The sequence below is a fragment of the Rhizobium sp. PP-F2F-G48 genome (assembly GCF_004342335.1).
Classification (GTDB): domain Bacteria; phylum Pseudomonadota; class Alphaproteobacteria; order Rhizobiales; family Rhizobiaceae; genus Ferranicluibacter.
The window spans coordinates 145,806-171,580 of record NZ_SLVH01000002.1; the positions used below are offsets into that span (position 1 = coordinate 145,806).

23 protein-coding genes are annotated in these 25,775 nt (G+C 63.0%); 2 read left to right on the forward strand and 21 right to left on the reverse strand.

The genetic code is table 11. The features are described from left to right. Nucleotides 1–10: 10 nt before the first annotated feature. The 8 genes from C8J36_RS05240 to dusB form a co-directional block, all read right to left on the reverse strand. Entirely contained in the window at nucleotides 11–1,636 is a 1,626-nt protein-coding gene (locus tag C8J36_RS05240; protein ID WP_245506467.1) for a phosphoethanolamine--lipid A transferase, read from the reverse strand. Nucleotides 1,637–1,819: 183 nt separating this feature from the next. Beyond that, nucleotides 1,820–3,142, reverse strand: coding sequence for a GTPase HflX (hflX, locus tag C8J36_RS05245; protein WP_132533276.1), 1,323 nt, complete (start codon nucleotides 3,140–3,142; stop codon nucleotides 1,820–1,822). A gap of 79 nt (nucleotides 3,143–3,221) precedes the next feature. Then, nucleotides 3,222–3,464, reverse strand: coding sequence for an RNA chaperone Hfq (hfq, locus tag C8J36_RS05250; protein WP_018325164.1), 243 nt, complete (start codon nucleotides 3,462–3,464; stop codon nucleotides 3,222–3,224). Nucleotides 3,465–3,652: 188 nt separating this feature from the next. Continuing rightward, complete coding sequence (locus tag C8J36_RS05255; protein WP_062596507.1) at nucleotides 3,653–5,017, reverse strand: sigma-54 dependent transcriptional regulator; 1,365 nt, start codon at nucleotides 5,015–5,017, stop codon at nucleotides 3,653–3,655. Beyond that, nucleotides 5,007–7,379, reverse strand: a complete 2,373-nt coding sequence (locus C8J36_RS05260; RefSeq protein ID WP_132533278.1) for a PAS domain-containing sensor histidine kinase — start codon at nucleotides 7,377–7,379, stop codon at nucleotides 5,007–5,009. The genes C8J36_RS05255 and C8J36_RS05260 overlap by 11 nt, the downstream gene beginning before the upstream one ends. Nucleotides 7,380–7,558: 179 nt before the next feature. After that, the gene (gene ntrC / locus C8J36_RS05265; RefSeq protein ID WP_062468130.1) at nucleotides 7,559–9,013 is read right to left on the reverse strand and encodes a nitrogen regulation protein NR(I); all 1,455 of its coding nucleotides are present in this window, start codon (nucleotides 9,011–9,013) and stop codon (nucleotides 7,559–7,561) included. After that, nucleotides 9,010–10,155 carry a nitrogen regulation protein NR(II) gene (locus tag C8J36_RS05270; protein WP_132533280.1) on the reverse strand — a complete coding sequence of 382 codons (1,146 nt, stop codon included), beginning with the start codon at nucleotides 10,153–10,155 and terminating at the stop codon, nucleotides 9,010–9,012. The genes ntrC and C8J36_RS05270 overlap by 4 nt, the downstream gene beginning before the upstream one ends. Beyond that, the gene (dusB, locus tag C8J36_RS05275; protein WP_132533282.1) at nucleotides 10,152–11,177 is read right to left on the reverse strand and encodes a tRNA dihydrouridine synthase DusB; all 1,026 of its coding nucleotides are present in this window, start codon (nucleotides 11,175–11,177) and stop codon (nucleotides 10,152–10,154) included. Before dusB ends, C8J36_RS05270 begins: the two co-directional genes overlap by 4 nt. Before the next feature lie 201 nt (nucleotides 11,178–11,378). On the opposite strand from dusB, the gene C8J36_RS05280 reads away from it, so the two are divergent. Next, nucleotides 11,379–12,587 (forward strand): bifunctional 2-C-methyl-D-erythritol 4-phosphate cytidylyltransferase/2-C-methyl-D-erythritol 2,4-cyclodiphosphate synthase, encoded by a 1,209-nt coding sequence (locus tag C8J36_RS05280; RefSeq protein WP_132533284.1) that lies wholly within the window; start codon nucleotides 11,379–11,381, stop codon nucleotides 12,585–12,587. Continuing rightward, a complete protein-coding gene (locus C8J36_RS05285) occupies nucleotides 12,584–13,099 on the forward strand; it encodes a CinA family protein (protein WP_132533286.1) in 516 nt (171 codons plus the stop codon). The genes C8J36_RS05280 and C8J36_RS05285 overlap by 4 nt, the downstream gene beginning before the upstream one ends. Here the strand turns inward: C8J36_RS05285 and C8J36_RS05290 are convergent. The 13 genes from C8J36_RS05290 to C8J36_RS05350 form a co-directional block, all read right to left on the reverse strand. Then, nucleotides 13,078–13,536, reverse strand: a complete 459-nt coding sequence (locus tag C8J36_RS05290) for a type II toxin-antitoxin system RatA family toxin (RefSeq protein WP_132533288.1) — start codon at nucleotides 13,534–13,536, stop codon at nucleotides 13,078–13,080. The genes C8J36_RS05285 and C8J36_RS05290 overlap by 22 nt on opposite strands. 9 nt (nucleotides 13,537–13,545) lie before the next feature. After that, complete coding sequence (locus C8J36_RS05295; RefSeq protein ID WP_132533289.1) at nucleotides 13,546–14,118, reverse strand: AAA family ATPase; 573 nt, start codon at nucleotides 14,116–14,118, stop codon at nucleotides 13,546–13,548. Nucleotides 14,119–14,334: 216 nt separating this feature from the next. After that, nucleotides 14,335–15,312: a lipoyl synthase gene (lipA, locus tag C8J36_RS05300; protein ID WP_062596513.1), complete on the reverse strand. Its 978-nt coding sequence runs from the start codon at nucleotides 15,310–15,312 to the stop codon at nucleotides 14,335–14,337. 214 nt (nucleotides 15,313–15,526) lie between these two features. Next, entirely contained in the window at nucleotides 15,527–16,972 is a 1,446-nt protein-coding gene (gene lpdA, locus C8J36_RS05305; RefSeq protein ID WP_132533291.1) for a dihydrolipoyl dehydrogenase, read from the reverse strand. A gap of 49 nt (nucleotides 16,973–17,021) precedes the next feature. Continuing rightward, nucleotides 17,022–17,669: an SGNH/GDSL hydrolase family protein gene (locus C8J36_RS05310; RefSeq protein ID WP_132533293.1), complete on the reverse strand. Its 648-nt coding sequence runs from the start codon at nucleotides 17,667–17,669 to the stop codon at nucleotides 17,022–17,024. Nucleotides 17,670–17,736: 67 nt separating this feature from the next. After that, entirely contained in the window at nucleotides 17,737–17,991 is a 255-nt protein-coding gene (locus tag C8J36_RS05315) for a hypothetical protein (protein WP_132533295.1), read from the reverse strand. A gap of 132 nt (nucleotides 17,992–18,123) precedes the next feature. Beyond that, nucleotides 18,124–19,479 carry a pyruvate dehydrogenase complex dihydrolipoamide acetyltransferase gene (locus C8J36_RS05320; protein WP_132533297.1) on the reverse strand — a complete coding sequence of 452 codons (1,356 nt, stop codon included), beginning with the start codon at nucleotides 19,477–19,479 and terminating at the stop codon, nucleotides 18,124–18,126. Nucleotides 19,480–19,492: 13 nt separating this feature from the next. Then, nucleotides 19,493–20,914, reverse strand: coding sequence for a pyruvate dehydrogenase complex E1 component subunit beta (locus tag C8J36_RS05325; protein WP_062596518.1), 1,422 nt, complete (start codon nucleotides 20,912–20,914; stop codon nucleotides 19,493–19,495). A 21-nt stretch (nucleotides 20,915–20,935) separates the two neighbouring features. Next, entirely contained in the window at nucleotides 20,936–21,973 is a 1,038-nt protein-coding gene (gene pdhA, locus C8J36_RS05330) for a pyruvate dehydrogenase (acetyl-transferring) E1 component subunit alpha (RefSeq protein WP_132533299.1), read from the reverse strand. A gap of 149 nt (nucleotides 21,974–22,122) precedes the next feature. Then, nucleotides 22,123–22,431: a septum formation initiator family protein gene (locus C8J36_RS05335; RefSeq protein WP_132533301.1), complete on the reverse strand. Its 309-nt coding sequence runs from the start codon at nucleotides 22,429–22,431 to the stop codon at nucleotides 22,123–22,125. Between the two features lie 154 nt (nucleotides 22,432–22,585). Beyond that, nucleotides 22,586–23,860 (reverse strand): phosphopyruvate hydratase, encoded by a 1,275-nt coding sequence (eno, locus tag C8J36_RS05340; RefSeq protein WP_062596521.1) that lies wholly within the window; start codon nucleotides 23,858–23,860, stop codon nucleotides 22,586–22,588. Between the two features lie 76 nt (nucleotides 23,861–23,936). Beyond that, nucleotides 23,937–24,776 carry a 3-deoxy-8-phosphooctulonate synthase gene (gene kdsA / locus C8J36_RS05345; RefSeq protein ID WP_132533303.1) on the reverse strand — a complete coding sequence of 280 codons (840 nt, stop codon included), beginning with the start codon at nucleotides 24,774–24,776 and terminating at the stop codon, nucleotides 23,937–23,939. A 2-nt stretch (nucleotides 24,777–24,778) separates the two neighbouring features. Then, on the reverse strand, nucleotides 24,779–25,684 hold the full coding sequence (locus C8J36_RS05350) for a VOC family protein (protein WP_132533305.1): 906 nt from the start codon (nucleotides 25,682–25,684) through the stop codon (nucleotides 24,779–24,781). Nucleotides 25,685–25,775: the final 91 nt, after the last annotated feature.

Below are 25,775 nucleotides of genomic sequence, written 5' to 3' on the forward strand. Positions count from 1 at the left end.
CCTGTTCATCTCAGCTTCTGGCCACGCAGGGCGCAAAAGCGTCCAGTTCGCGATTATAGACATCCGTCTGGATGTTCATCATGCCCAGAACCGTGTGAAACAGGTTGTCGTGCGACATGGCCGCATCCGAATAGGCGAGAAGGCACTTGGTATCAAGCCCCATGGTCCGGCTGTAGGACGGCGAGAACCAGGAGATGAAGGGCACGTGGGTCTGCTCCGTCGGCGCGATCGCGTAAGGCGCACCGTGCAGGTAGATGCCGTTTTCACCGAGCGATTCGCCATGGTCCGACATGTAGATCATCGCTCCGGCCACTGTATCCTCATGCTTGGCCAGCAGCTTTGCGACGCTCGCGAGGATGTGGTCCGTGTAGAGGATCGTGTTGTCATAGGCGTTGACGATTTCGTCCGGTGAGCAGTTCATCAGCTCGTCCGTGCGGCAATCGGGCGTGAAGCGCCGGAATTCCTCCGGATAGCGTGCGAAGTAACCGGGGCCGTGGCTGCCCAACTGGTGGAGCACGATGACCGTGTCCTGGTTGACCGCCGCCAGCTTGCTGTCGAGGCCATCGAGGAAGATCGCGTCGAGGCACTCGCCGTCCTTACAGAGCGGGCTGTTCTGGCGATCGGCCTTGGTGGCGTAGTCGGTCAGCTTGGCGATTCCCTTGCTGCCGGTATTGTTGTCCCACCAGGAGACGCTGATGCCGGCATGGGTCAGCACATCGACCAGGTTCTGACGCGTATGGGCCTTGGTCTCGGTATATTCGGTGCGCCGGTAGCCGGAGAACATGCAGGGCAAGGAGACGGCCGTCGCCGTGCCACAACTGCTCGTATTGCGGAAGTTCACGACGCCCAGCGCTTTCAGCTCCGGGTTGGTTTCCCGCCCGTAGCCATCGAGCGAAAAATTGGCGGCGCGGGCGGTTTCCCCGGCAACGACCACGACGACCACGGGCTTCTTCTCGGCCGTCAGACGGTCTCCTGCGCGCGCATCGATGCCGAAAGGTGCCACGACGAGATCGACGTCCATGTAGACGGACCGGGCATAGCGGACGGCAGCCGACAGCGGGGCTGCGGGATTGAAGACGGTGAGGACTTCCTTCCGCTCGCGGGCGACGTAGGCGATGGCGGCGTAATTGTAGCTGATCAGCGTCAGTGCCACGCCGAGTGCCGGGACGATCAGCGCGAGGTTGCGCACGGCCTTCTGCAGAAACGGACGATGCCGGACCCGCACGAGGCCGATCATGACGGCAGGGAGCACGGCGAAGACCAGGATGTGAAAGAGGAAATGCGGCGTCAGCAGATGGCCAGCCTCCGCGCCGGTCGTCACGAAGGCGCTCTCCACCATCGCCTTGTCCACGACGATGCCATAGGTATCGGTGAAGTAGGAGGCGGCGCCGGCGACGAGCACGCAGAGGATGAGAACAGGCTTGATGAGGTAGCGTACCGAAAGCGTGACCAGCACGCAGATGGTCAGCAGCGAAATGGCGGCGGAGAAGGCGACAAGGCTCGTCTTGTTGGACGAGAACGCAGCCGCCGTGCGGCTCCAAAAGGTGATGTTGGTGACGATGAGAAGATAGGCCGAGACGATAAGGGTGAGCGGAATGCTACCGATTTCGGGCCGCAACCGTTTCGCGATGTTCAAGGGTATACTCCCGTCAGGATGCTGGCGGGAACCCGTCAGGCTATGCTGTGGGTGTGGTACGGCCGACATCCTGTCGGGAAACTGTCAGGGCTGACCAACCTCATCTTGAGGGTCCAGCAGAGAAGCGCGGCCGCTGCGCTGCGCCTCTCTGTCGCTACGTCTTCGGCTTCATGCCAGTTCGGCTTAGTGCCAATCTTCGGCGGCCGGCTTCGGACCCTGACCGAGGCGACGGTCGAGTTCTCCGGCTTCGGTTTCGGTCAGGCGCAGATCCAGACGGATCGAGCCGTCCTCGAGGTCCTCGCGATGATCGACGATCGCGTGTTCGTAAAGCCACGGCAGAAGCTGCAGCCGATCGACGGGGAGCGTGACCGTCGTCTCCATCATGACGCCGGAGAGGCGGCGGTTGATTTCCTGCATGAGGGCATCGACCCCCTCGCCCGTCACGGCCGAGACGGTGACGGTGTTGGGCGTATGCGCCGCCTTCTCGAGCATCGCCGCATGCGGCTCCTCTTCCAGCCGGTCGATCTTGTTCCAGACCTCCAGCAGGCGTTCGGACCGCGCTTTCTCATCAATGCCGAGATCTTCGAGAATGCGCTCGACATCGTCCGACTGGGCCGCATGGTCCGGGTCCGAGACATCGCGGACATGCAGGATGAGGTCGGCTTCCAGCACCTCTTCGAGCGTCGCCCGGAAGGCCGCCACGAGGTGTGTCGGCAGGTCCGAGATGAACCCGACCGTGTCGGACAGGATGACGGTCCGGCCCTGCGGCAGCTTCATCCGGCGCAAGGTCGGATCGAGGGTCGCAAAGAGCATGTCCTCGGCCAGCACGCCCGCGCCGGTGATCCGGTTGAAGAGGGTCGATTTGCCGGCATTGGTATAGCCGACGAGGGCGACGATCGGATGCGGCACCTTGCGACGCTTGGAACGGTGAAGCTGGCGCGTCCGGCGCACCTGCTCCAGTTCCTTTTCCAGCTTGATGATCTTGTCCTGAAGCTGGCGACGGTCGGCCTCGATCTGGGTTTCGCCCGGACCACCCATGAAACCCGCACCGCCGCGCTGACGCTCAAGGTGGGTCCAGCTGCGGACCAGACGGCCTTTCTGATAATTCAGATGGGCCAGATCGACCTGCAACGTGCCTTCCTTGGTGGAGGCGCGACGACCGAAGATCTCGAGGATGAGGCCCGTTCGGTCGATGACCTTCGCGTTCCATTCCTTTTCGAGATTGCGCTGCTGCACCGGCGTCAGCGGATGGTCCACGATCACGAGACCGGCATCCTGGGCGTCGAGGAGTTGCCCGATTTCCTCGATCTTGCCGCTGCCGAGCAGCGTTCCGGGCTTTGGCTGGGCGATCGGCACGACCAGACCCTGGACGACGGAGAGATCGATGGCGCGGGCGAGCCCGATCGTTTCCTCCAAACGCGCCTCGTCCGTGCGAACCGAATGCGGCTGCTCGGCCTGCTGACGGCCTGTTTTCTTGACGACCGGGACGATGACCAGCGCCCGCATGTCGTCGCGGTGCTTTTCGGTCTCGGGGATGATGCTGTCTGGGGTATCGTTGTGTTTTGTGATGGCTTCAGTCCGGTGTTCAGGATGCGGATTCTTCGCTCTCGAACATCTGCATGGGCTGGCCCGGCATGATGGTCGAGATGGCGTGCTTGTAAACGAGCTGGGAATGCCCGTCGCGCCGCAGCAGCACGCAGAAGTTATCGAACGAGGTCACGACGCCGGTCAGTTTGACGCCGTTGATGAGGAAGATGGTAAGAGAGATCTTCTGTTTGCGAACCGTGTTGAGAAAAAGGTCCTGCAGGTTCTGAGAACGTTCCGCCATAGCGCCGCTTCTTTCTTTATTGCCGGTTCGAAAACAACCGGTTGATAGGTCTGCAAATCGAGAGTTGCCCCGTGCGCCTGCCCCTCAGACGCTGCGGAATCTGGTACCGCATCAAGGTCTCTTTCGCAACGTCGAAAAAGCCTCTGCGATGTTTCCGTGACACTGTAGGCCCCGGCTTTCGCAGGGTCTCAAACCCCCAGAGACTTCAGCTTGCGATGCAGGGCGGAGCGCTCCATGCCCACGAACTCCGCGGTGCGCGAGATATTTCCGCCGAAACGATTGATCTGGGCAATCAGATAATCCCGCTCGAACATCTCGCGCGCTTCGCGCAGCGGCAAGGTCATGATGTGCTGGTCGCCCTGCGCGGAAATCTTGGGCAGGCTGTCGCCCACTTCGGTCGGCAGCATATCGGCCGAGATGACCGTGTCCGGGCCATCGGAGCGCGCGAGGATCATCAGGCGTTCGATATTGTTGCGCAACTGGCGGATATTTCCCGGCCAGCCATGGGCCTGCAGCACCGCCAGCGCGTCGTCGCCGATCTTGCGCGAGCGGATGCCGGCCTGTTCGCTGATCTGGCGCATGAACATATCGACCAGGAACGGGATGTCTTCCCGGCGATCCGCAAGGGCGGGAACCCGAACCGGAATGACGGCCAGCCGGTGATAGAGATCCTCTCGGAAGGCGCCTTCGGCGATCAGGCTTTCGAGATTGTAGGCAGTCGAGGAGATGATGCGCACATCGACCTTGACGCGCTTCGAGCCGCCGACGCGCTCGAACTGCTGATCCACGAGAACGCGCAGGATCTTGTTCTGCGTTTCCCGCGGCATCTCGCCGATCTCGTCGAGATAGAGCATGCCGCCATGGGCTTCCTCCAATGCGCCGGTCTTGCGCGGCTGGCCCGGCGTGCCCTCGGTGCCGAACAACGCGATTTCCATGCGGTCGGGCGTGATTGCGGCCGCGTTCAGCGCCACGAAGGGGCCCGCTGCGCGCGCCGACTTCTTGTGGATCATCCGCGCGACCAGCTCCTTGCCCGAGCCGGACGGGCCGTGGATCATGATGCGGCTGTTGGTGGGCGCAACCTTCTCGATGGTCTGGCGCAACTGCGAAACGGCAACGGAGGTGCCGATCAACTCGACGGGATCGCCGGAGCGCTTCTTGAGTTCGGTGACCTCGCGCTTGAGCTTCGAGTTTTCGAGTGCCCGTTCCGCAATCAGGATCAGCCGGTCCGCCTTGAACGGCTTTTCGATAAAATCATAGGCGCCGCGACGGATCGCAGACACGGCCGTCTCGATGTTGCCGTGGCCCGAGATCATCACGACCGGGAGATCGGGATGGCGGCTCTTGATCTCGTCCAGCAGGGAAAGACCGTCGAGGCGGCTGCCCTGCATCCAGATATCGAGGAAGACGAGCCGCGGCACGCGGTCGGAGATCGCCGCCAGCGCACTGTCGCTGTCGAACGCCATGCGCGTCTCGTAGCCTTCGTCGGACAGGATGCCGGAGACGATCTCGCGGATGTCCTGCTCGTCGTCTACAACCAGAATATCAGCGGCCATCGGTCAGTTCCCTACTTTGTCTGTCGTCGTCTTTATGCTCCGCATCTGCGGAGCCAGATTGCCTCAAGCGAGCCTCGGCGGAGGCCTCGGTGCCGTCGCCAGGCGCGCCGGATGTCCCCGGACGATTGCGCTCGGCCTCCGGATTGATCGCGGGCGGCAGGATGATGCGAATCATCGCGCCGTGACCCTGGTCGAAATCGGGCGGCGCATCGTGCAGTTCGAGATGTCCGCCATGGTCCTCGATAATCTTCTTCACGATCGCGAGGCCAAGACCCGTGCCCTTCTCGCGCATGGTCATATAGGGCTCCAGAATTCGGTGCCGATTCTCCGTCGGCAGGCCTTTGCCGTTGTCGACGATATCGACGACATAGGTGCCGCTCTTTTCGACAAGACGCGATCGGATCATGATCTTCAGCTCGTCGCGTCCCGCATCGGCCGGCAACGACTCGATCGATTCGACCGCGTTCTTGATGATGTTGCCAAACGCCTGGCCCAGCATGCGGCCGTCGAACGAACCATCCAGCGCCTCGTCGCCAAAATCGCGGATGAAGTGAATGTCGTTGCTGCCCATTTCCCGCAGGAAGACCGCGTCCTTGAGGATCGCCCGCAGGTCGGAGCGCTCCTTCGTCGGCTTCGGCATGCGGGCGAAGGAGGAGAACTCGTCGACCATCCGGCCGATATCCTCGACCTGGCGGACGATCGTGTCCGTGCACTGATCGAACACCGCGCGGTCATCCGGATTGATCTGCTTGCCATACCGGCGCTTCAAACGCTCGGCGGAGAGCTGGATGGGGGTCAGCGGGTTCTTGATTTCGTGAGCGATGCGACGGGCGACATCCGCCCAGGCCGTCGAGCGCTGAGCGATCACGAGGTCGGTGATGTCGTCGAGCGTGATGACATAGGATTCGGCCGTATCGATCGTTTCCTCGCGCGTCACCTGAACATTCAGCGTCCGTTCCTTGCCGTTGCGCATGATGTTGATCTGCTTGCGGAAGTCGTTTCTCGGCCGTGAAATCGCCTCCGTCAGCACCTCGTCGATCTCGGGCGCCACGTCGGCCAGACGCTCGCCGACGATGTCGAAGGTCGATCGGGACAGGAAGACTTCGGTCGAGGGGTTGGCGATGGTGATGCGGCGGTCGTCCTCGACGCCGATGACCGCGGCGGTCACGCCCGACAGCACGGCCTCGATAAACCGGCGGCGATGATCCATCTCGTCCTTGGCTTCAAGCAACTGGTGCTGCTGCGTGCGGATTTCCACGATCATCTTGTTGAAGGTCCGCGACAGGCTGCCGACGTCGCCATCCACCGTGTGGACGGGCACGACGACGTTGAGATTGCCGGATGCGACGCTGTCGGCGGCGCCGATCAGCAGCCGGATGGGACGCACGATCCGGTCCGCGACCGCAATCGCCGCCCAGATCGCCGCCAGCAGCACGATGAGCGCGAAGCCGAGGTAAAGCACCCCGAAGGCGACCTGAAGCGAGGTCCGGCCGGCGGCCAGGTTGCGGTATTCCGCAACGTTCTCCTCCATCAGCCGCATGGAGTTCATCACTTTGGGATCGACGGTGCGAACGGTGTAGAGATAGGCGCCGGCGATGTTGTCGAGCGGAATGATCGCGCCGACGAGATTGGTGATGCCTGGCGGGATGAGCGTCGGCTGGCCCGAGACGGTGCTGGCCAGCGCGTCGACCGGAATGGCCGGGAGCGGCCGGTCGGTCGGAATGTTGGCCTGCAGGATCGCCTTGCCATCGGCGCGCACAAGAAAGGCACCCAGCATGCCGCGTGCCCGCGCCTGCCGGGTCATGAGATCGACGAACCCCGTGCGATCGAGACTGTAGAGCTGGCGGTTGCGCTCCAGATCGGTCGCCATGGACGCGGTCTGGCCCTGAAGGTAGCTCGCATTCTCCAGGACATAGGCCTGGGCCACATCGATGGAGGAGCGGACGATGGCCTGGGTGCGCAACGAAAACCAGCGATCGAGCCCGACATCGAGCGTGATCGAAGCGAAGATGGCGACGAGAATGGCCGGCGTGATCGCGACGATGGAGAACAGCGCGACGATGCGCACATGCAGCCTTGCGGCGGCACGGCCCTTGTTGCGGGCGCGCAGCAGCCGCAGGATTTCGCGGCCGATCAGGTAGAACAGGCCGATGACGAACAGCGCGTTTATCGCGGCCGAAGCGATGACGATATTGGTTTCCGGCTTGATCGGCGTCAGGCCGAGCAGCACCAGCAGCGAGATGATCGCGCAGGCGAGCGCGCCCGAGGCCAGCACGAGGCCCGGCAGCGCGAAAGCGGCGCGGCGATCCGTGCCATTGCCCGTCTCGTCGTTCGCCAATGGCAGTGTCAGCCCTTCGGCCATGCGTATTCCACCCACTGACGGGCACCGGCAACAGCCGGCCCCGCTCGTCCCAAGGTCTCGGAGAGACCAAGGCCCTGCCCCAACGACAATGCTGCCGACTCATCGCTTTCGCCCAAGTCGACATCATGTGTCATCCAAGCAACACAATGTGGCGTAAATGCAACGGTCGCTAGAGGGTGTCAAGCATTCCGCGAGCTGCGATAGACGGAGACGCCGAGTTCGCGGATCTTTTTGCGCAGCGTGTTCCGGTTCAGGCCGAGAAGATCGGCGGCTTTGATCTGGTTGCCGCGGGTTGCCGTCAGGGCTGCGAGAATCAGCGGATACTCCATTTCGGCCAGCACGCGGTCGTAGAGACCGGAGGGCGGCAAGCCGTCGCCGAAACCAGCGAAGTACTGGCGCATGTTTTCCTCGACCGCCTGCGAGATGGACATCGAGCCGGAGCGCGCGCTCGCCTTCTCGATCGGGCTGTCGGGAATGTCGGAGCGAAGCTCGCTCTCGATGATTTCCCGGCTGATGACCTCCTGCGGATAGAGCGCCGTCAGCCGGCGGACGACGTTTTCCAGCTCGCGAACATTGCCCGGCCAGGGATGCGACTTCATCAGCTCAAGCGCTTCCTGCTCGAAGCGCTTGACGTCAAGGCCTTCCTTCTCGGCCATCTGAACGAAATGGCGCACGAGATCCGGAATATCCTCCGCCCGGTCGCGCAGCGGCGGCAGGCGCAGCGGAACGACGTTCAGGCGGTAGTAGAGATCCTCGCGGAAGAGGCCCTGGTTGATCGACTGTTTCAGATCCTTGTTGGTTGCCGCGACGATGCGGACGTCGGAGCGGATCGGCGTCCGTCCGCCGACCGTCGTATACTCGCCCTGCTGCAGGACGCGAAGCAGCCTCGTCTGGGCATCCATCGGCATGTCGCCGATTTCGTCGAGAAACAGCGTGCCGCCTTCGGCCTGTTCGAAGCGGCCGGTCGAGCGGTTCTGCGCGCCGGTGAAGGCGCCCTTTTCATGCCCGAACAGTTCCGATTCGATGAGGTCGCGCGGAATGGCGGCCATGTTGATGGCGACGAAGGGGCCGTTGCGACGCTTGCCGTAATCATGCAGCGCCCGCGCCACCAGTTCCTTGCCCGTGCCGGACTCGCCGGTGATCATCAAGGTCAGGTCCGTCTGCATGAGACGGGCGAGCACGCGGTAGATTTCCTGCATGGCGGCGGAGCGTCCGACCAGCGGCATGCCGTCCTGCGTGTCGTCGTCCATTTTCGCCGGCTTGCGCTTGGGCTCCGCCAGCGCCCGGCCGATGATCGCGATCAGTTCGGTCAGGTCGAAGGGTTTGGGCAGGTAGTCGTAGGCGCCCTTTTCCGACGCCTTGATGGCGGTCATGAACGTGTTCTGCGCGCTCATGACGAGCACGGGCAGCTCGGGGCGCGCCTTCTTGATGCGTGGCAGCAGGTCGAAGGCATTTTCGTCGGGCATGACGACGTCCGTCAGCACGAGATCGCCATCTCCTGCCGAGATCCAGCGCCAGAGGGTCGCGGCGTTCGAGGTGATGCGGACATCGTAGCCGGCGCGGCTCAGCGCCTGGTTGAGCACGGTGCGGATGGCTGCGTCGTCGTCGGCAACGAGAATCGTGGCGCCAGTCATCGGGTCTTCCCTTTTACAGCAATGGGTTCGGGGTCCTCGGCGGTCGGTCCCTTCGACGCAGGCATGAGGACGCGGAATATGGTGCGGCTGGTCTGGCTGTCGCATTCGACGATGCCGCCGTGCCCGCCGATGATCTTTGCCACCAGCGCGAGGCCAAGGCCGGAGCCGTTGGTCTTGGTGGTGATGAAGGGATCGAACAGATGCGGCACGAGGTCGGACGGCACGCCCGGGCCGTTGTCATGCACGCAGAATTCGAGCGGCAGTGATATCTTCTCCCGCGTGCCCGCGACCGAGAGACGGATGCCGGGGCGGTAGGCCGTCGTCAGCATGATCTCGCCATCCGGCTTGTCGCCGATCGCTTCGGCGGCATTCTTCACAAGATTGAGGAACACCTGCACGAGCTGGTCGCGATTGGCATAGACCGGCGGCAGCGAGGGATCGTAGTTTTCGGTGATGCGGATGCGACGGGCAAAGCCCGCCCTCGCCACCGCCTTCACGTGATCGAGAATGGAGTGGATGTTTACCGGATGGCGGTCCACGGGCCGTTCGTCGGAGAACACCTCCATACGATCGACCAGCGACACGATGCGGTCGGTTTCGTCGCAGATCAGCCGCGTCAGCGCCCGGTCCTCGTCGTTGACGGAGCTTTCCAGCAACTGCGCCGCGCCGCGAATGCCGGAGAGCGGGTTCTTGATCTCGTGCGCCAGCATGGAGGCAAGACCGGTGACCGACCGGGCCGCCGCACGATGCGTCAGCTGCCGATCGATCTTGTCGGCCATCGAGCGTTCCTGAAAGACAATGACGACACTGCCCGGCTCGGACAGGACCGGCGCGACGTAGAGATCGACCAGCTTGTCGGCACCGAGGCGTGGCGACGACAGATCCACCCGGTACTCGTTGACCGCCGCCCTGCGCTCGCGCACCTGCTCGATCAGGGTCAGGAGCGGACTGCCGAAGGGAATGAAGGTGCTGATGTCGTGACGCGCGAGATGGTTGGCGCTCGCGCCGAAGAAGGCTTCCGCCTCCCAGTTGGCGAAGGTCACGAGCCCTGACTCGTTGACGAGGACCACCGGATTTTGGATCGCGTTCAGCACCGCCATCGGCAACGCGGCCTTGGTGTCGTCGCTCATCTTGCCGCTCATGCCGCCATCGTCCTTTCAACCGCCGTCTCGCCATCCCGAAGAAGCTCGAGGAGACTGGAGAGCGCCGCCTTGTGATCCGTCGCCGTCAGCACCAATGCCTTGCGATGCCCGGGCGCATTGGCGGCGAACCGATTGATGTACCAGCCGAGATGTTTTCGCGCATGGCGAAGCCCCGTCTCGATTCCATAGAAGGCGAGCATCATCGCATAATGCTCTGCGATCACATCGAGACGCGCCTGCCCGTCCGGTTCCGCACAGGCACCGGCGAGAACGCCCGCATGCCATGGGCGTCCCTGGCATGCGCGCCCGGTCATCACCGCATCGGCGCCAGAGCGCCTGAGAATTTCGGTCGCATCGTCCAGCGTCGTCACGTCGCCATTGGCAACGAGCGGCAGCGAGATCGCGTCGCGCACCGCGCGGATCGCGTCCCAGTCTGCGTGCCCCTTGTAAAACTGCATGCGCGTGCGGCCATGGATCGTCACCATCCGAATCCCGGCTGCCTCGGCGCGACGGGCGATATCGGGTGCGTTCAGCGTCGTCTCGTCCCAGCCGAGCCGCATCTTCAACGTGACCGGGACATCGACGGCGCGAACCGTCGCCTCGATCAGGGACAGCGCGTGATCCGGATCCCGCATCAAGGCCGATCCGGAATAGCCACCGGTGACCTTCTTTGCCGGACAGCCCATATTGATGTCGATCACGTCGGCGCCGTTTCCGGCAGCGATCTTGGCCGCCTCCGCCATCCAGTGCGCTTCACGCCCGGCCAGCTGGACCATATGCGGCGTGATGCCTGCATTTTTGAGCCGCGCCCAGCTCTCCCCTGCATTGCAAGCAAGCTCGCGACTTGCTACCATTTCGGTCACGACAAGGCCGGCGCCATAGCGCCACGCCAGTTGACGGAACGGCAGATCGGTCACGCCGGACATGGGCGCAAGCACCACGCGGTTTCGAAACGACATCCCTTCGATCGCGAAGGGCGATGACAATGTCGGCTGCTGCAATTGATTATCTTTCAGGCACATGATTTTTCTGCACTATTTTTAGACATAGATATCGTCGTTGCCAAGCGCTTTCGCGCGACATCCGCAAATTTCCTCATTCGCCGTCCAGTTCGTCTGGCAAAGCCCGTCCGCGCGGGCTAAACGCGCTGTCATCGGCAGCGCGCCGATCCACGGCAGCGCGCACACCAGTTCCGGGTCCGGCAGGGAGGCGTCTTACAGCAGATGCAGAGAGAACGCGAACTTTCATGCGGCGTCGTCATCGTTGCCGCCGGCCGCGGCGAACGGGCCGGCGCCTCGACCGAGGGACCGAAGCAGTATCGCCGGATCGGCGGACGGCCCGTCATCGCCTGGACCCTCGATGCCTTTGCGACATGGGGCAAGGCCGGCCCGATCGTCATCGTGATCCATCCGGACGACGAAGCTCTGCTCGAAACCGCGCTCGCCACCTGCAGGCCGCGCCCTGTCGTCACCATCGTCCATGGCGGCGCAACGCGTCAGGCATCCGTGCTTGCCGGTCTCAAGGCCCTATCCGAGCACGGCGTCGACTGTGCGATGATCCAGGATGCGGTTCGGCCTTTCATCACGCCCGATCTTCTCGACCGATGCCTCGACAAGCTTTCCGCCGGCTTTGAAGCCGTCCTTCCGACGATCCCCGTAACGGATACGCTGAAACGCGCCTCTGCCATCGGCGATGTGCAGGAAACCGTGTCACGCGACAGGCTGTTTGCAGCGCAGACACCGCAGTGCTTTGTCCTGTCCAAGATCCTGGATGCCCATGAGGCCGCCGCGAGTTCCGGGCGGTCGGACTTTACCGACGACGCCTCGATCGCCGAATGGGCGGGAATCCCGGTTGCCCTTGTCGAGGGCTCGGCGGACAATGTGAAGCTCACCACCCGACAGGATCTACTGATGGCGGACGAGAAACTGAGCGGACGCAGGATCGATGTTCGCACCGGCAACGGCTACGATGTACACCAGCTCGTTCCCGGTGATGGCGTTACGCTCTGCGGCATCTTCATGCACCACGACCAGTCGCTGCTCGGGCATTCCGATGCCGATGTCGCCCTCCACGCGCTGACGGATGCGCTGCTCGCGACCTGCGGCGCAGGCGATATCGGCGATCACTTTCCGCCCTCCGACGACAGGTGGAAGGGTGCCGCGTCGCGGATCTTCCTGGAACACGCGGCCGAGATCGTCCGGCGGCATGGCGGCGTCGTCATGAACGCGGATATCTCCCTGATCGCAGAGGCGCCGAAGATCGGTCCGCATCGGGACGCCATGCGGCAGGCCCTGTCGCAGATGCTGGGCATTTCGCTCGACCGCTGCTCGGTCAAGGCAACGACGAACGAGAAGATCGGATTTGTCGGCCGCCGCGAAGGCATCGCGGCGATCGCCACGGCGACGGTCAGCTTCCCCGACGGTTTTCGATGACCATCTGGCCCGACGATATCCGGCAATCTGCCGAACAGGTCCTCGAGCGCTTCGCTGAAAAAGGCTGGATGATCGCCACGGCCGAATCCTGCACAGGCGGAATGATCGCGGGCGCCCTGACCGAGATACCCGGCTCTTCCCGCGGGGTCGATCGCGGCTTCGTCACCTATTCGAACGCGGCGAAGATGGACATGCTGGGCGTCGACGCTGCCACGCTCCAGCACTTCGGCGCGGTCTCGCGCGAGACGGCGCTGGAGATGGCGCGCGGCGCGCTGGGAAACTCGAAAGCGAACGTTGCGGTCGCCGTGACGGGTGTCGCGGGACCGGGTGGCGGATCGGAGGAAAAGCCGGTCGGTCTGGTGCATATCGCTGCCGCCACGCGCAAGGGAACGATCCTGCATCGCGAGATGCGTTACGGCGATATCGGCCGGGATCAGGTGCGGCTATCCACGATCCGGACCGCACTCGCTCTGCTTCGGGATTGCGTCGATCAGGCGTTTGCGCCGGTATAGACCAAGTCGGCCCGTTTCTCGAACGCTTCCGCAAAGAGCCGGAATGCACGATCGAACATCGATCCCATCAGCGCGCCGAGAATGCGGTTCTTGAACTCGTAATCGATGAAGAAATGCACGGAGCAGCCGCCGTCGGGCGTCGCCTCGAATGTCCAGCGGTTGTCGAGATAGCGGAACGGCCCGTCGATATATTTGACTTCGATGCGATGCTCCGCCCGGTTCAAAAGCACCTGCGTCGTAAAGGTCTCGCGGATCGCCTTGTAGCCAACCGTCATGTCGGCGAGCAGCAACTCCTTGCCGTCGCGCTCCTTGCGGGTTCTGACTGTGAGGGCCTCGCACAACGGCAGGAATTGCGGATAGGACTCGACGTCGGCAACAAGGTCGAACATCTGATCGGGGGAGTGCTTCACCAAGCGTCTGGTTTCGAACTGCGGCATAAGACGCAGTTAGTTGGCGGCGGACACAAGATCAAGGAGGCGGGCAACCTCCCCGCGCGTTTTCAGCGTGAAAATCGGCACGTTCGCCCCATGCCGCGCCATCTCCCGCTCGATGAGCGGCGCCACCTGGCGCTCGAAGTTCCAGATATAGGCCAGGAATTCGCGGTCGGGAAACTGTTCCGGGCATCCCGGCGCCATATCACGGCGAACACGGCCATAGCTCGTGGCAACCCGGCGAAACATACTGATCAGGCAGAGCCAGCGCGGCAGGCGCAGCCAGAGGACGACATCGGTCCGCGGCATGCGCAGATGGAAGCTCGACGACCCCGTTCCATCCATGATCCAGCGCTCCCTTGTCACAGCCTCGGCGATGAGCGCCCGCTCCTCGGCCTTTTCGCGCTTCTTCCAGCCGGGAAGCCAGAAGAATTCCTTGTCCATCGACAGATGCGGCAGAGCCAGTCTCTCACCGAGCGCTCGCGCAAGCGTCGTCTTGCCGCCGCCGGAGCAGCCGATGACGCAGATGCGGTTTGCGCGGGATATTACCGCGGCAGCGTCCGCGACGGTCTGGAGGTCATGCGGCATCTTCGCCTCCAAGTGGTTTGATGAGCTTTAAGGAACGGCCGCTTTCCGCATTATGACGACACTGAGGATAGCCGGCCCCCTGAGACTTCCGTCTAACCAGCCGGCCGGCCAAACTCCAGTTGCCGGGATTGATGCGGCCGCGGACACAAGGGCCCGGCCGAGCCACCCTAACCGCGCCAGCGCCGACCGGGTTACGTGTGGGGTCGGACCCAGACCTTACTCGGCGGCGAGCAAAACCTTCTTTTCCCGTGCCGCCCGCAGGCGCGCAAAGTCGTCGCCGGCATGATGCGACGAGCGGGTGAGAGGGCTCGACGCCACCATCAGGAAGCCCTTGGTGTAGGCGACGGTCTCGTAGGACTTGAACTCTTCCGGCGTGACGAAGGCCTCGACCTTGTGGTGCTTGCGGGTCGGCTGCAAGTACTGGCCGATGGTCAGGAAGTCGACATCGGCGGTTCGCAGGTCGTCCATCAGCTGGAGGACTTCGTTCCGCTCCTCGCCGAGACCGACCATGATGCCGGACTTGGTGAACATGGTGGGATCGAGTTCCTTCACGCGCTGCAGCAGGCGGATGGAGTGGAAATAGCGGGCACCCGGACGGACGGTCAGATAATTGCCCGGCACGGTTTCCATATTGTGATTGAACACGTCGGGCTTCGCCGCAACGACACGCTCCAGCGCGCCGGGCTTCTTCAGGAAGTCCGGCGTCAGGATTTCGATGGTGGTTTCCGGCGAAGCGGCGCGAATGGCCCAGATGACCTTTTCGAAGTGTTCGGCCCCACCATCGGCGAGATCGTCGCGATCGACCGAGGTGATCACCACATGCGACAGGCCCATCTGCTTGACGGCCTTGGCGACATTCTCCGGCTCGGCCATGTCGAGCGCATTCGGCTTGCCCGTGGCCACATTGCAGAAGGCGCAGGCGCGGGTGCAGATCTCGCCCATGATCATGAAGGTCGCGTGCTTCTTTTCCCAGCACTCGCCGATGTTCGGGCAACCCGCCTCTTCGCAGACCGTCACCAGCTTGTGCGAGCGCACGAGATCGCGTGTCTCGTGATAGCCCTTCGATGTCGGCGCTTTCACACGGATCCATTCCGGCTTGCGCAGCATCTCGGTGTCCGGCTTGTGGGCCTTTTCCGGGTGGCGCACGCGCGGCGCGTCGGTCGTGTTCTGTGTCCGGTCGAGAATGGTGACCATAGGTCCGATCTTTCTTTCCGCTTCCGACAGCCCTTCTGCGGGACAAGCCATCAGCTTCTGGTGCTCGCCTTGCAGCCGCGCGCTTATCGCCCGCCCTGCAAGGACCTGAGAGCCGGCGAGACCGCCCGCTCCTCATCGTGTCGGCCCGCATTCGGCAGACCGTGCATGCGCTGCCCCTCAGATGCGACCGCGCGCATCCGAGGTCAAGTCACGATCAGGCGTTCAGAGCCCGGCCGTAAGCGTCCAGCACGCTTTCCTTCATCGTCTCCGAAATCGTCGGATGCGGGAAGATGGTATGCATCAAGTCTTCCTCGGTCGTCTCGAGGTTCATCGCGACAACGAAGCCCTGGATCAGCTCGGTCACCTCGGCGCCGACGAGATGCGCGCCGATCAGCTCTCCGGTCTTCTTGTCGAAGATGGTCTTTACCATGCCCTGGTCTTCGCCGAGTGCGATCGCCTTGCCGTTGGCCACGAAGGGGAAGCGGCCGACGCGGATCTCGCGGCCTTCCGCCTTGGCCTTGGCTTCGGTCAGCCCGACGGAAGCGACCTGCGGGTTGCAATAGGTGCAGCCCGGGATCTTCAGCTTGTCCATCGGATGGACATTCGGCAGGCCTGCAAGCTTCTCAATGCAGATGACGGCTTCATGCTCGGCCTTGTGCGCCAGCATCGGCGGGCCGGCGACGTCGCCGATCGCATAGAGGCCGGGCACATTGGTCTTGCCGTAGCCATCGATGACGATGCAGCCGCGATCGGTCTTCACGCCCAGCGCTTCGAGACCGAGATTCTCGATGTTGCCGACGACGCCGACGGCCGAGATCATGCGGTCGGCCGTGATCTTCTCGATCGTGCCGTCCTTCTTCTCGACATGCGCGGTGATGCTGTCCGCACCCTTCTCGACCTTGGAGACCTTGGCTTCCAGAAGGATCTTCATGCCCTGCTTGTCGAACTGCTTCTTGGCGAAGGTCGAGATTTCGGCATCTTCGACCGGCATGACCTGGCCGAGAACTTCCACGACCGTCACATCGACGCCCATGGTCCGGTAGAACGAGGCGAACTCGATACCGATCGCGCCGGAGCCCATGACCAGCAGCGACTTCGGCATCTTCTCGGGCTTCATCGCCTCGAAATAGGTCCAGATCAGCTTGCCATCAGGCTCGATGCCAGGCAACGCACGGGGACGCGCGCCGGTGGCGATGATGATGTGCTTGGCGGTGTAGGTGCCCTCACCCAGCGTGTTCTTCGGGATCGGGCCCTGCGGCTGGACGATCGGCTTGGTGATCGGGCCGACGACGACTTCGCCGGCCTTCGTCAGCTTCGCTTCGCCCCAGATGATATCAACCTTGTTCTTCTTGAACAGGAAGCCGACGCCGCCGTTCATGCGCTCGGCGATGCCGCGCGACCGGGCGACGATCGCCTGCAGATCCGGGGAGATCGTGCCTTCGAGCTTCAGCCCGTAATTCTTCGCATGCTGGGCGCTGTGGAGCACGTCGGCGGAGCGCAGGAGCGCCTTGGTCGGAATACAGCCCCAGTTGGAGCAGATGCCGGCCAGATGCTCGCGCTCGACGACGGCCACCTTCATGCCCAGCTGCGCGGCACGGATCGCCGCAATGTAGCCGCCGGGGCCGGAGCCGATGATGATCACGTCGTAATTCTGAGCCATGCCTTGCGTTTCCTGTGTTCGAGGCGCGCTCCGGGCGCTGCCGTTCGTGTTAGAGGCCGAGCATCACACGGACGATCGGCTCGAGGCCGCGTCCGATGGCTCTTGTATTCTCCGCATCGAGATGGATGCCGTCGATCGGCGTCGTCTTGGCCACCGATCCCGCGTCGAAAAATCCGCAGCCCGTTTCGTCGGCGAGATCCGCATAGAGCGAGGCCAGCATCGCCGATTGCTCGCGCGCGCCGGCAAACATCGCGGCAAATGCAGCATTCGCCGTTTCGCAGGCTGCCGGCGGCGCAACGATCAGAACGTCCGGCGCGTCGGCCTCGAAGGACCAGGCATGATGCCGGACAAGCTCGACCAGCCGCTCGATGCCCTGAACGGCGCCAAACGCCGTCCCGTGCACCACGGGCTTCATGTCATTGGTGCCGAGCAGCAGGATCACGAGATCGATCGGATCATGGCTGTGCAGCACGGTCGGCAGGATGCGGGCGCCGTTGCGGTCCGCATCCGCCAGATGATCGTCGTAGGCGGTCGTGCGACCATTCAGCCCTTCGGCGATGACATGGACGCCCTCACCCAGCGCGTTGCCAAGCACCGTCGGCCAGCGATCCGCCAGCGCATGCCGCCCGGGTGCGGCCGCATCGTAACCCCAGGTGAGGCTGTCGCCATAGCAGAGGACTGTTCTGGTGTTACTCATCGTCCGTCATTCCTGCGCCGCCACATGGCCTATTGAACCGGAGGGCAGGCATGCCCGCCGCCGGTCGCTATCGGCCGTTCGTCAGTTTCTCGACCTTGCGTTCCAGTTCGAAAATCCGTTCCTCGAAATCCCCGGTCACGAATTTCGACATCATCGTATCCGCGGTCAAAGCCTGCCGAATGGTCTTCTGGCCGCTTTCCAGCTTGTCCAGACGCTGCCGCACCTCGGTGAATTCTTCCCGCATTTCCGTGAATTGCTTCTGAATTTCTGCACGGATCTCGCGCAACAAAGGCAGGATCATGCTTTCCGGTTCATCCGCCATCGAGGATCTCCTTCACACCCATCCATTGTACCAGCATGCTCTGATATGGCGAGGCCATCGCCAAATGTCACGCGCATGCACGACAAAACAGATGAGAGGTCCTCCCTCAGAAGGGAGGACCAGACGCGTGGGTTACACCAGCATGCCCATCGGGTTTTCGATGTAGCGCTTGAACGCGCCCAGCAGTTCGGCACCCAAAGCTCCGTCTACCGCGCGATGGTCGGTGGACAGGGTCACCGTCATGACGTTGGCGATCTTCATCTCGCCCTTCTTCACGACGACGCGCTCCTCGCCTGCACCGATCGCGAGGATCGTGGCATGCGGCGGGTTGACGACGGCGGCGAAGTTCTTGACGCCCATCATGCCCATGTTGGAAACCGCAGTCGTCCCGCCCTGATATTCGTCCGGCTTCAGCTTGCGGCCCTTGGCGCGGGCACCGAGGTCCTTCATCTCGTTGGAGATGGCCGACAGGCTCTTCAGCTCGGCGGAACGAACGATCGGGGTGATGAGACCGCCCGGGATCGACACGGCCACGCCGACATCGGCGTGCTTGTGCTTGACCATATTGGTCTCGGTCCAGGACACGTTCGCATCCGGGACATCCCGAAGCGCGAGCGCCAGTGCCTTGATGACCATATCGTTGACCGACAGCTTGTAGACCGGCTTGCCGTCCTTCTCGGGAGCGGCGGCATTCAGCTGTGCGCGCAGCGCCAGGAGCGCATCCAGCTCGCAATCCACGGAGACGTAGAAATGCGGGATGGTCTGCTTGGACTCCTGGAGACGCTTGGCGATCGTCTTGCGCATGCCGTCATGCGGCACGAGATCGTAGGAGCCGTCGGCAAAGTTCTTGAGAACCTGCTCGTCGGACATGCCCTTGGGTGCAGAGGCTGCGGGAGCCGCTGCCGTCGTCGGTGCGGCCGATGGGGCCGTTGCAGCCTTGCCGGTCCCGCCGGCAACGGCTTTTTCGACGTCGCTCTTGATCACGCGACCCTTCGGGCCCGTGCCGGTCACGGCAGAGAGGTCGAGACCGGCTTCCTTGGCGAGACGGCGGGCGAGCGGCGAGGAGAAGACCCGCTTGTCGCCATCGGTCTTTGCAGCAGCCGGCGCCTGGCCCTGGGGCGCGGTCGGAGCCTTTGCCGCAGCCGGTGCTTCCGACGTCGACGCTCCGGATTCGGCCTTGGCAGGCTGAGCCTCGGCCTTCGGTGCGGACGCACCGCCGCCGGAGGCCGCCGCGCCGACATCCTCGCCGTCGGCGGCGAGGATCGCGATCAGGGCATTGACCTTGACGCCTTCGGTGCCGGCGGGAACGACGAGCTTGGCGACGACGCCTTCATCGACGGCTTCGACTTCCATCGTCGCCTTGTCGGTCTCGATCTCGGCGATGACATCGCCGGACTTGACGGTGTCGCCTTCCTTGACGAGCCATTTGGCAAGGTTGCCTTCCTCCATGGTCGGAGAAAGCGCGGGCATGGTGATGTTGATCGGCATGATCCCGCTTCCCTTACTTGTAGCAGACGGTCTTCACCGCCTCGACGACTTCACCGACGTTCGGCAGAGCCAGCTTTTCGAGGTTTGCCGCATAGGGCATCGGAACGTCCTTGCCGGCAATCGTGAGGATGGGCGCATCGAGATAATCGAAGGCCTGCTGCATGACGCGCGTCGCGATCTCGGTCCCGACGGAGGACTGCGGATAGCCTTCCTCGACGGTGACCAGACGGCCGGTCTTCTTGACCGATTCGATGATCGTCGGCAGATCCATCGGGCGGATCGTGCGCAGGTCGATCAGTTCGACATCGATGCCGTCCTTCTCGAGCTCGGCAATCGCCTTCAGCGAATAGGTCATGCCGATGCCGAAGGAGACGATGGTCACGTCCTTGCCGGTCTTGTGGATGCGGGCCTTGCCGATCGGAAGAACGAAATCGTCCAGCTTCGGAACGTCGAAGGACTGACCGTAGAGGATCTCGTTCTCAAGGAAGATGATCGGGTTCGGATCGCGGATCGCAGCCTTCAGCAGACCCTTGGCGTCCGCGGCGGAGTACGGCGCGATGACCTTGAGGCCCGGGATATGGCTGTACCAAGCTGCATAATCCTGGCTGTGCTGCGCGCCGACCCGGGCGGCCGCGCCGTTCGGGCCACGGAAGACGATCGGTGCACCCATCTGGCCGCCGGACATGTAGAGCGTCTTGGCAGCCGAGTTGATGATGTGGTCGATCGCCTGCATGGCGAAGTTGAACGTCATGAACTCGACGATCGGCTTCAGGCCTGCCATGGCGGCACCGACGCCCACCCCGGCAAAGCCGTGCTCGGTGATCGGCGTATCCACGACGCGACGTGCGCCGAATTCCTGCAGCAATCCTTGCGTGATCTTGTAGGCGCCCTGATATTCGGCAACCTCTTCGCCCATGACGAAAACATCGCCATCGCGGCGCATTTCCTCGGCCATGGCGTCGCGCAGTGCTTCACGCACCGTCGTGGACACCATTTCCGTGCCGGCCGGAATATCCGGATCGGACGCGACATCGACCTTCGGTGCCGCGGGAACCTTGCTGTCGGCCTTCGCTGTCGGCTCGTCGCCCGATTCGCGGGCCTTGCCGCCGGCGTCGTTCGAGGTCGCGGCCGGCGTGTCGGCATCGGCCTTCGGGGCGGCGGGCTTCGCACTGGCCGCAGCATCGGCGCTCTCGCCGTCCTGCAGCAGGATGGCGATGGCCGTGTTGACCTTGACGTTCTCGGTGCCGGCTTCGATCAGGATCTTGCCGATCGTGCCTTCATCGACGGCTTCCACTTCCATGGTCGCCTTGTCGGTCTCGATTTCGGCGATCACATCGCCGGAGGCGACGGTGTCGCCTTCTTTCTTCAACCATTTGGAGAGCGTGCCTTCTTCCATGGTCGGGGAAAGGGCGGGCATCAGAATTTCAATAGGCATGGATCAATCCCTCGTCCCGGATCACAGAAGAATATCGGTGTAGAGCTCGGATACATCCGGCTCCGGATCGTTCTGCGCGAAATCGGCGCTGTCGGCCACGATGTCGCGGACGTCCTTGTCGATCGCCTTCAGTTCGTCCTCGGTGGCCCAGCCCTTCTCCAGCAGGCGAACCTTGACCTGCTCGATCGGGTCGTGCTCGGACCGCATCTTCTGAACTTCGTCCTTGGAGCGATACTTCGCCGGGTCGGACATGGAGTGGCCGCGATAGCGGTAGGTCTGCATTTCGAGAATGACCGGACCCTTGCCCTCGCGGCAATGGGCAACCGCTTCGTCGCCGGCCGCCTTCACCGCACGGACGTCCATGCCATCGACCTGATAGCCGGGGATGCCGATCGCGGCGCCGCGCTGCGAGAAGTCGACGCCGGCAGACGCGCGGGCGACGGACGTGCCCATGGCGTAGCGGTTGTTCTCGATGATGTAGATGCACGGCAGCTTCCAGAGCGCCGCCATGTTGAAGCTCTCATAGACCTGGCCCTGGTTGGCCGCGCCGTCGCCGAAATAGGCGAGAGAGACATTGTCGTTGCCGCGATAGCTGTTGGCGAAGGCGAGACCGGTGCCGAGCGACACCTGCGCACCGACGATGCCATGGCCGCCGTAGAAATTCTTTTCCTTGGAGAACATGTGCATGGAGCCGCCCTTGCCGCGGGAGTAGCCGCCCTGGCGCCCCGTGAGCTCGGCCATGACGCCGCGTGCGCTCATGCCGGTTGCGAGCATGTGGCCGTGGTCGCGGTAACCGGTGATGACCTGGTCGCCTTCTTTCAACGCCAGCTGCATGCCGACGACGACAGCTTCCTGGCCGATGTAGAGGTGACAGAAGCCGCCGATGAAGCCCATGCCGTAGAGCTGGCCGGCCTTTTCTTCGAAACGGCGGATCAGGAGCATCTCCCGATACGCCTTGAGATCCTCCTCCCGATCGAATTCTACGATCGTGCCGTTGGCGAAATCCTTGACGGCAGATTTGCCGCGGCTGGATACGGGCGCGTTTTGACGCGATGCCATGCGATCCTCCCTATGGTTGGCGTTTTGCGGCTACCATAAGCAAAGTGCGTGACAACAGCAATGCTATATTTGCATGGCTTATATTCAGCGCAAGAGACTGAAAGAACTGTGAAAATCGTGATTAACTGAATTCGAGTTAAATCGCTCTTTCAGTGGAAGATGACGATCTCGTCGGCGCGGGACATATTGAGCCCGAACCGGGCCTTTTCGTCCAGCATGTCGCGCTCCATGGAGCCGTCGCTGAGCAGGGCGACTTCCTTTTCAAGCAACTGGCGCTTCTCGGTCAGCTCCTTCAACGTCGCCTGCCGCTCGACGCGCTGGCGGTCGAAGACTTCCGTCGCCCGGAGCCCGAAATCGCCGTGGATGGAATGATAGGAGAAATAGGACAGGAAGGCGACCGTGATGAGCGGCATGGCAAACCGCCCGAGTTTCCGCTTCCGATGATGCTTGGTCCACATACGCTGACGCCCTGCTACGCTATTGCACTTCAAGCTAGCAGCCATGTGTTAATCGAGCGTTGACCATACCGAACATTGGGCCGCGGCGACCCGAAAACGAAAAAGCCCGGGCCTCCTTGCGGAAGCCCGGGCTCGAGACGGCGACGGCGGGAAATCAGCCGCGCAGGATGGAGCGACCCATGTACTGCGCCTGCGGGCCGAGCTGCTCTTCGATGCGGATCAGCTGGTTGTACTTTGCCGTCCGGTCGGAGCGGGCGAGCGAGCCGGTCTTGATCTGGCCGCAGTTGGTGGCGACGGCGAGATCGGCGATCGTGCTGTCTTCGGTCTCGCCCGAACGGTGCGACATCACGGCGGAGTAGCGGGCCTTGTGCGCGGTTTCCACCGCGTCGAGGGTTTCCGACAGCGAGCCGATCTGGTTGACCTTGACGAGGATCGAGTTGGCGACACCCATCTTGATACCGTCGCGCAGGCGCTTGGAGTTGGTGACGAAAAGATCGTCGCCGACGAGCTGGACCTTGGAGCCGATCTTGTCGGTCAGGTACTTCCAGCCGTTCCAGTCGTCTTCGCCCATGCCGTCCTCGATCGAGAAGATGGGGTACTTGGCGGCGAGTTCCGCGAGGTAATCCGCCATGGCTTCCGGCTCCAGCACGCGGCCTTCGCCTTCCAGGTGGTACTTGCCGTCCTTGAAGAACTCGGTCGAGGCGCAGTCGAGCGCGATGAACATGTCCTCGCCCGGCTTGTAGCCGGCTTTTTCGATCGAGCTCATGATGAAGTCGAGCGCGGCCGGAGCCGATGCGAGACCCGGCGCGAAGCCGCCTTCATCGCCAACATTGGTGTTGTGGCCATCGGCCGACAGCTGCTTCTTCAGCGTATGGAACACTTCCGAGCCCATGCGAACGGCGTCGCGGATGGAGTCGGCGCCAACGGGAACGATCATGAATTCCTGGAAGTCGATCGGGTTGTCGGCATGGGCACCGCCATTGATGATGTTCATCATGGGGACCGGCAGATAATGGGCGTTCGGGCCGCCGATGTAGCGGTAGAGCGGCAGGCCGGCCGATTCGGCAGCGGCCTTGGCAACGGCCAGAGAGACACCGAGAATGGCATTGGCGCCGAGGCGCGACTTGTTCTCGGTGCCGTCGAGCTCGATCATGACCTGGTCGATCTGGATCTGGTTCTCGGCATCGAGGCCGCCGATGGCTTCGTAGATTTCGCCGTTGACGAACTCAACGGCGCGTTCGACGCCCTTTCCGAGATAGCGCGAGCCACCGTCGCGCAGTTCGACCGCCTCATGGGCACCCGTCGATGCGCCGGAGGGTACGGCGGCACGGCCGAAGCTGCCGTCTTCGAGATGCACGTCGACTTCGACCGTCGGATTGCCACGGCTGTCCAGAATTTCGCGGCCGATGATGTCGATGATGGTTGTCATGGTCTCTTCCCTGTCTTTGGGTGGGGGGCGGATGGCCTGTCTTAATCGACGGCCATGAAATTACAATGGCAGCGCCTCAGCGCTTGGCGATGGAATCGAAGGCAAGCAGCGTTTCGAGCAGACGCGGCATGTCGTCGAGGCTGACCGTGTTCGGACCGTCCGATGGGGCGTTGTCCGGATCCTCATGGGTCTCGATGAAGACGCCGGCAACACCGACCGCGACGGCGGCGCGCGCCAGCGTCTCGACGAATTCGCGCTGACCGCCGGAGGATGTGCCCTGCCCGCCCGGCTGCTGGACCGAATGGGTGGCATCGAACACCACGGGCGCGCCGAGGCCCGCCATGATCGGCAGCGAGCGCATGTCGGAGACCAGCGTGTTGTAGCCGAAGGAGGCGCCGCGCTCGCAGAGGAGCACGTTCGGGTTGCCGCTATCGGTGAACTTGGCGAGCACGTTCTTCATGTCCCAGGGCGCGAGGAACTGGCCCTTCTTGACGTTGATGGTCCGGCCGGTCTTTGCGGCGGCGACCAGCAGGTCCGTCTGTCGGCAGAGGAAAGCCGGGATCTGCAGAATGTCGATGGTCGGCGCGACCAGCGCGCAGTGCTCCTCGGTATGGATATCGGTCAGAACCGGGAAACCGTATTCCGTCTTGAGGTCGGCAAAGACCTCCATCGCCTTTTCAAGACCGATGCCGCGCTTGCCGGACAGCGACGTGCGGTTGGCCTTGTCGAAGGACGACTTGTAGACGAGGCCGAGGCCGAGCTTGTCGCAGAGTTCGACCATGCGGCCGGCGATCATGAAGGCGTGGTCGCGGCTCTCCATCTGGCAGGGGCCGGCAATCAGAGTCAGTTTCGACCCTTGCGAGAAGGTCACGGCGCGGGCGCCTTCGCCGACGACGACGGATGCATTGGTTTTCATGGTCATTCTCCAAATACGAAGATAGCGCCCTGTCCGGGCGCCGGAGGCACGAGCAGGCTGTCGCCACGCTTGACGTGGTCGATGTGGTTTGCGGCGAGAATGGCTTGCGTCGCGGCGATATCGGCAACGGTAAAGACGAGCGCGCGGGCGCGAAGACCCCGCTCCACAGACGCTTTCTCGACACCGAGGAAAGCCCGCATTCCCGCGTCGTTCAGAACGGAGATCTGGGCGTTTTCGGCTTGGATGTCCATACCGAAGGAATGCGCCTCCGTTTCGCGCTCGTCCACCACCTGCTGCAGAAAATACTGGAAGTCGGTCGGATTGGGCTCGGACAGGATGACCTTCCTGATGCCCGTCACGCCGTTCCCATGGGTTTCAAGAGCAGAGCGGTCTGCAGGCAGCGGCTGGACACGCTGGCAGGTGAAGCAGAACAGGTCCGGGGCACGCAGGTCGCTGGCGAAAGCCAGCCGGAATTGCCCGATCGCTTCCCCGCCATCCGGCCGCTTCATCGGCCGCGAGAACTCAAGGATATCACCGCCGGAAAGACCATTGGTCTGAAACCGCGCATGGTCGGCAACAGCATCATCGGTGGAGAAGACAAGCGCGGAGAAGCCATCCTGTCCCCGGCGAAAGCGATAGGCCTGGTCGCGCGCTACGAAAGCGTTCCCTTGCAGAGCAGCCGCTTCGCAATCTTCGCGCTGGGCGACGGCCAGCGGTTCGAGATAGGTCTTGTCGGCGAGGAAGACACAGGCATTCTCGGTGCCGAAGGGGTGCGGCGCATCCCCGGCGACGGTGAAGCCGAGGCTTGAGAGGCGCGTGCGGGCCGTCGTCAGATCGATGACCGGCAGAACGAGATGATCGAGATGGCGGCGGACATGGCCTGCGATCGCCGGTCGGTCGTCTCTCATCGTCCGCTTCTCCTCGTCACGCCGGCACGGAGCAAGCGTTCCCGGGTGCTTGGCATCTTCGGGCGGACAATTCAAGGCTGGAGTTGGTTTG

Bases quoted from the DNA above. Each gene is read 5' to 3' on its own strand.
- hflX (WP_132533276.1), bottom strand. From the start codon at position 3,142: ATGCGGGCGCTGGTCATCGTCCCGGTCGTCAAGAAAACAGGCCGTCAG.
- hfq (WP_018325164.1), bottom strand. From the start codon at position 3,464: ATGGCGGAACGTTCTCAGAACCTGCAGGACCTTTTTCTCAACACGGTT.
- C8J36_RS05255 (WP_062596507.1), bottom strand. From the start codon at position 5,017: ATGGCCGCTGATATTCTGGTTGTAGACGACGAGCAGGACATCCGCGAG.
- C8J36_RS05260 (WP_132533278.1), bottom strand. From the start codon at position 7,379: ATGGCCGAAGGGCTGACACTGCCATTGGCGAACGACGAGACGGGCAAT.
- ntrC (WP_062468130.1), bottom strand. From the start codon at position 9,013: ATGACTGGCGCCACGATTCTCGTTGCCGACGACGACGCAGCCATCCGC.
- C8J36_RS05270 (WP_132533280.1), bottom strand. From the start codon at position 10,155: ATGAGCGGCAAGATGAGCGACGACACCAAGGCCGCGTTGCCGATGGCG.
- dusB (WP_132533282.1), bottom strand. From the start codon at position 11,177: ATGTGCCTGAAAGATAATCAATTGCAGCAGCCGACATTGTCATCGCCC.
- C8J36_RS05280 (WP_132533284.1), top strand. From the start codon at position 11,379: ATGCAGAGAGAACGCGAACTTTCATGCGGCGTCGTCATCGTTGCCGCC.
- C8J36_RS05285 (WP_132533286.1), top strand. From the start codon at position 12,584: ATGACCATCTGGCCCGACGATATCCGGCAATCTGCCGAACAGGTCCTC.
- C8J36_RS05290 (WP_132533288.1), bottom strand. From the start codon at position 13,536: ATGCCGCAGTTCGAAACCAGACGCTTGGTGAAGCACTCCCCCGATCAG.
- C8J36_RS05295 (WP_132533289.1), bottom strand. From the start codon at position 14,118: ATGCCGCATGACCTCCAGACCGTCGCGGACGCTGCCGCGGTAATATCC.
- lipA (WP_062596513.1), bottom strand. From the start codon at position 15,312: ATGGTCACCATTCTCGACCGGACACAGAACACGACCGACGCGCCGCGC.
- lpdA (WP_132533291.1), bottom strand. From the start codon at position 16,972: ATGGCTCAGAATTACGACGTGATCATCATCGGCTCCGGCCCCGGCGGC.
- C8J36_RS05310 (WP_132533293.1), bottom strand. From the start codon at position 17,669: ATGAGTAACACCAGAACAGTCCTCTGCTATGGCGACAGCCTCACCTGG.
- C8J36_RS05315 (WP_132533295.1), bottom strand. From the start codon at position 17,991: ATGGCGGATGAACCGGAAAGCATGATCCTGCCTTTGTTGCGCGAGATC.
- C8J36_RS05320 (WP_132533297.1), bottom strand. From the start codon at position 19,479: ATGCCGATCAACATCACCATGCCCGCGCTTTCTCCGACCATGGAGGAA.
- C8J36_RS05325 (WP_062596518.1), bottom strand. From the start codon at position 20,914: ATGCCTATTGAAATTCTGATGCCCGCCCTTTCCCCGACCATGGAAGAA.
- pdhA (WP_132533299.1), bottom strand. From the start codon at position 21,973: ATGGCATCGCGTCAAAACGCGCCCGTATCCAGCCGCGGCAAATCTGCC.
- C8J36_RS05335 (WP_132533301.1), bottom strand. From the start codon at position 22,431: ATGTGGACCAAGCATCATCGGAAGCGGAAACTCGGGCGGTTTGCCATG.
- eno (WP_062596521.1), bottom strand. From the start codon at position 23,860: ATGACAACCATCATCGACATCATCGGCCGCGAAATTCTGGACAGCCGT.
- kdsA (WP_132533303.1), bottom strand. From the start codon at position 24,776: ATGAAAACCAATGCATCCGTCGTCGTCGGCGAAGGCGCCCGCGCCGTG.
- C8J36_RS05350 (WP_132533305.1), bottom strand. From the start codon at position 25,684: ATGAGAGACGACCGACCGGCGATCGCAGGCCATGTCCGCCGCCATCTC.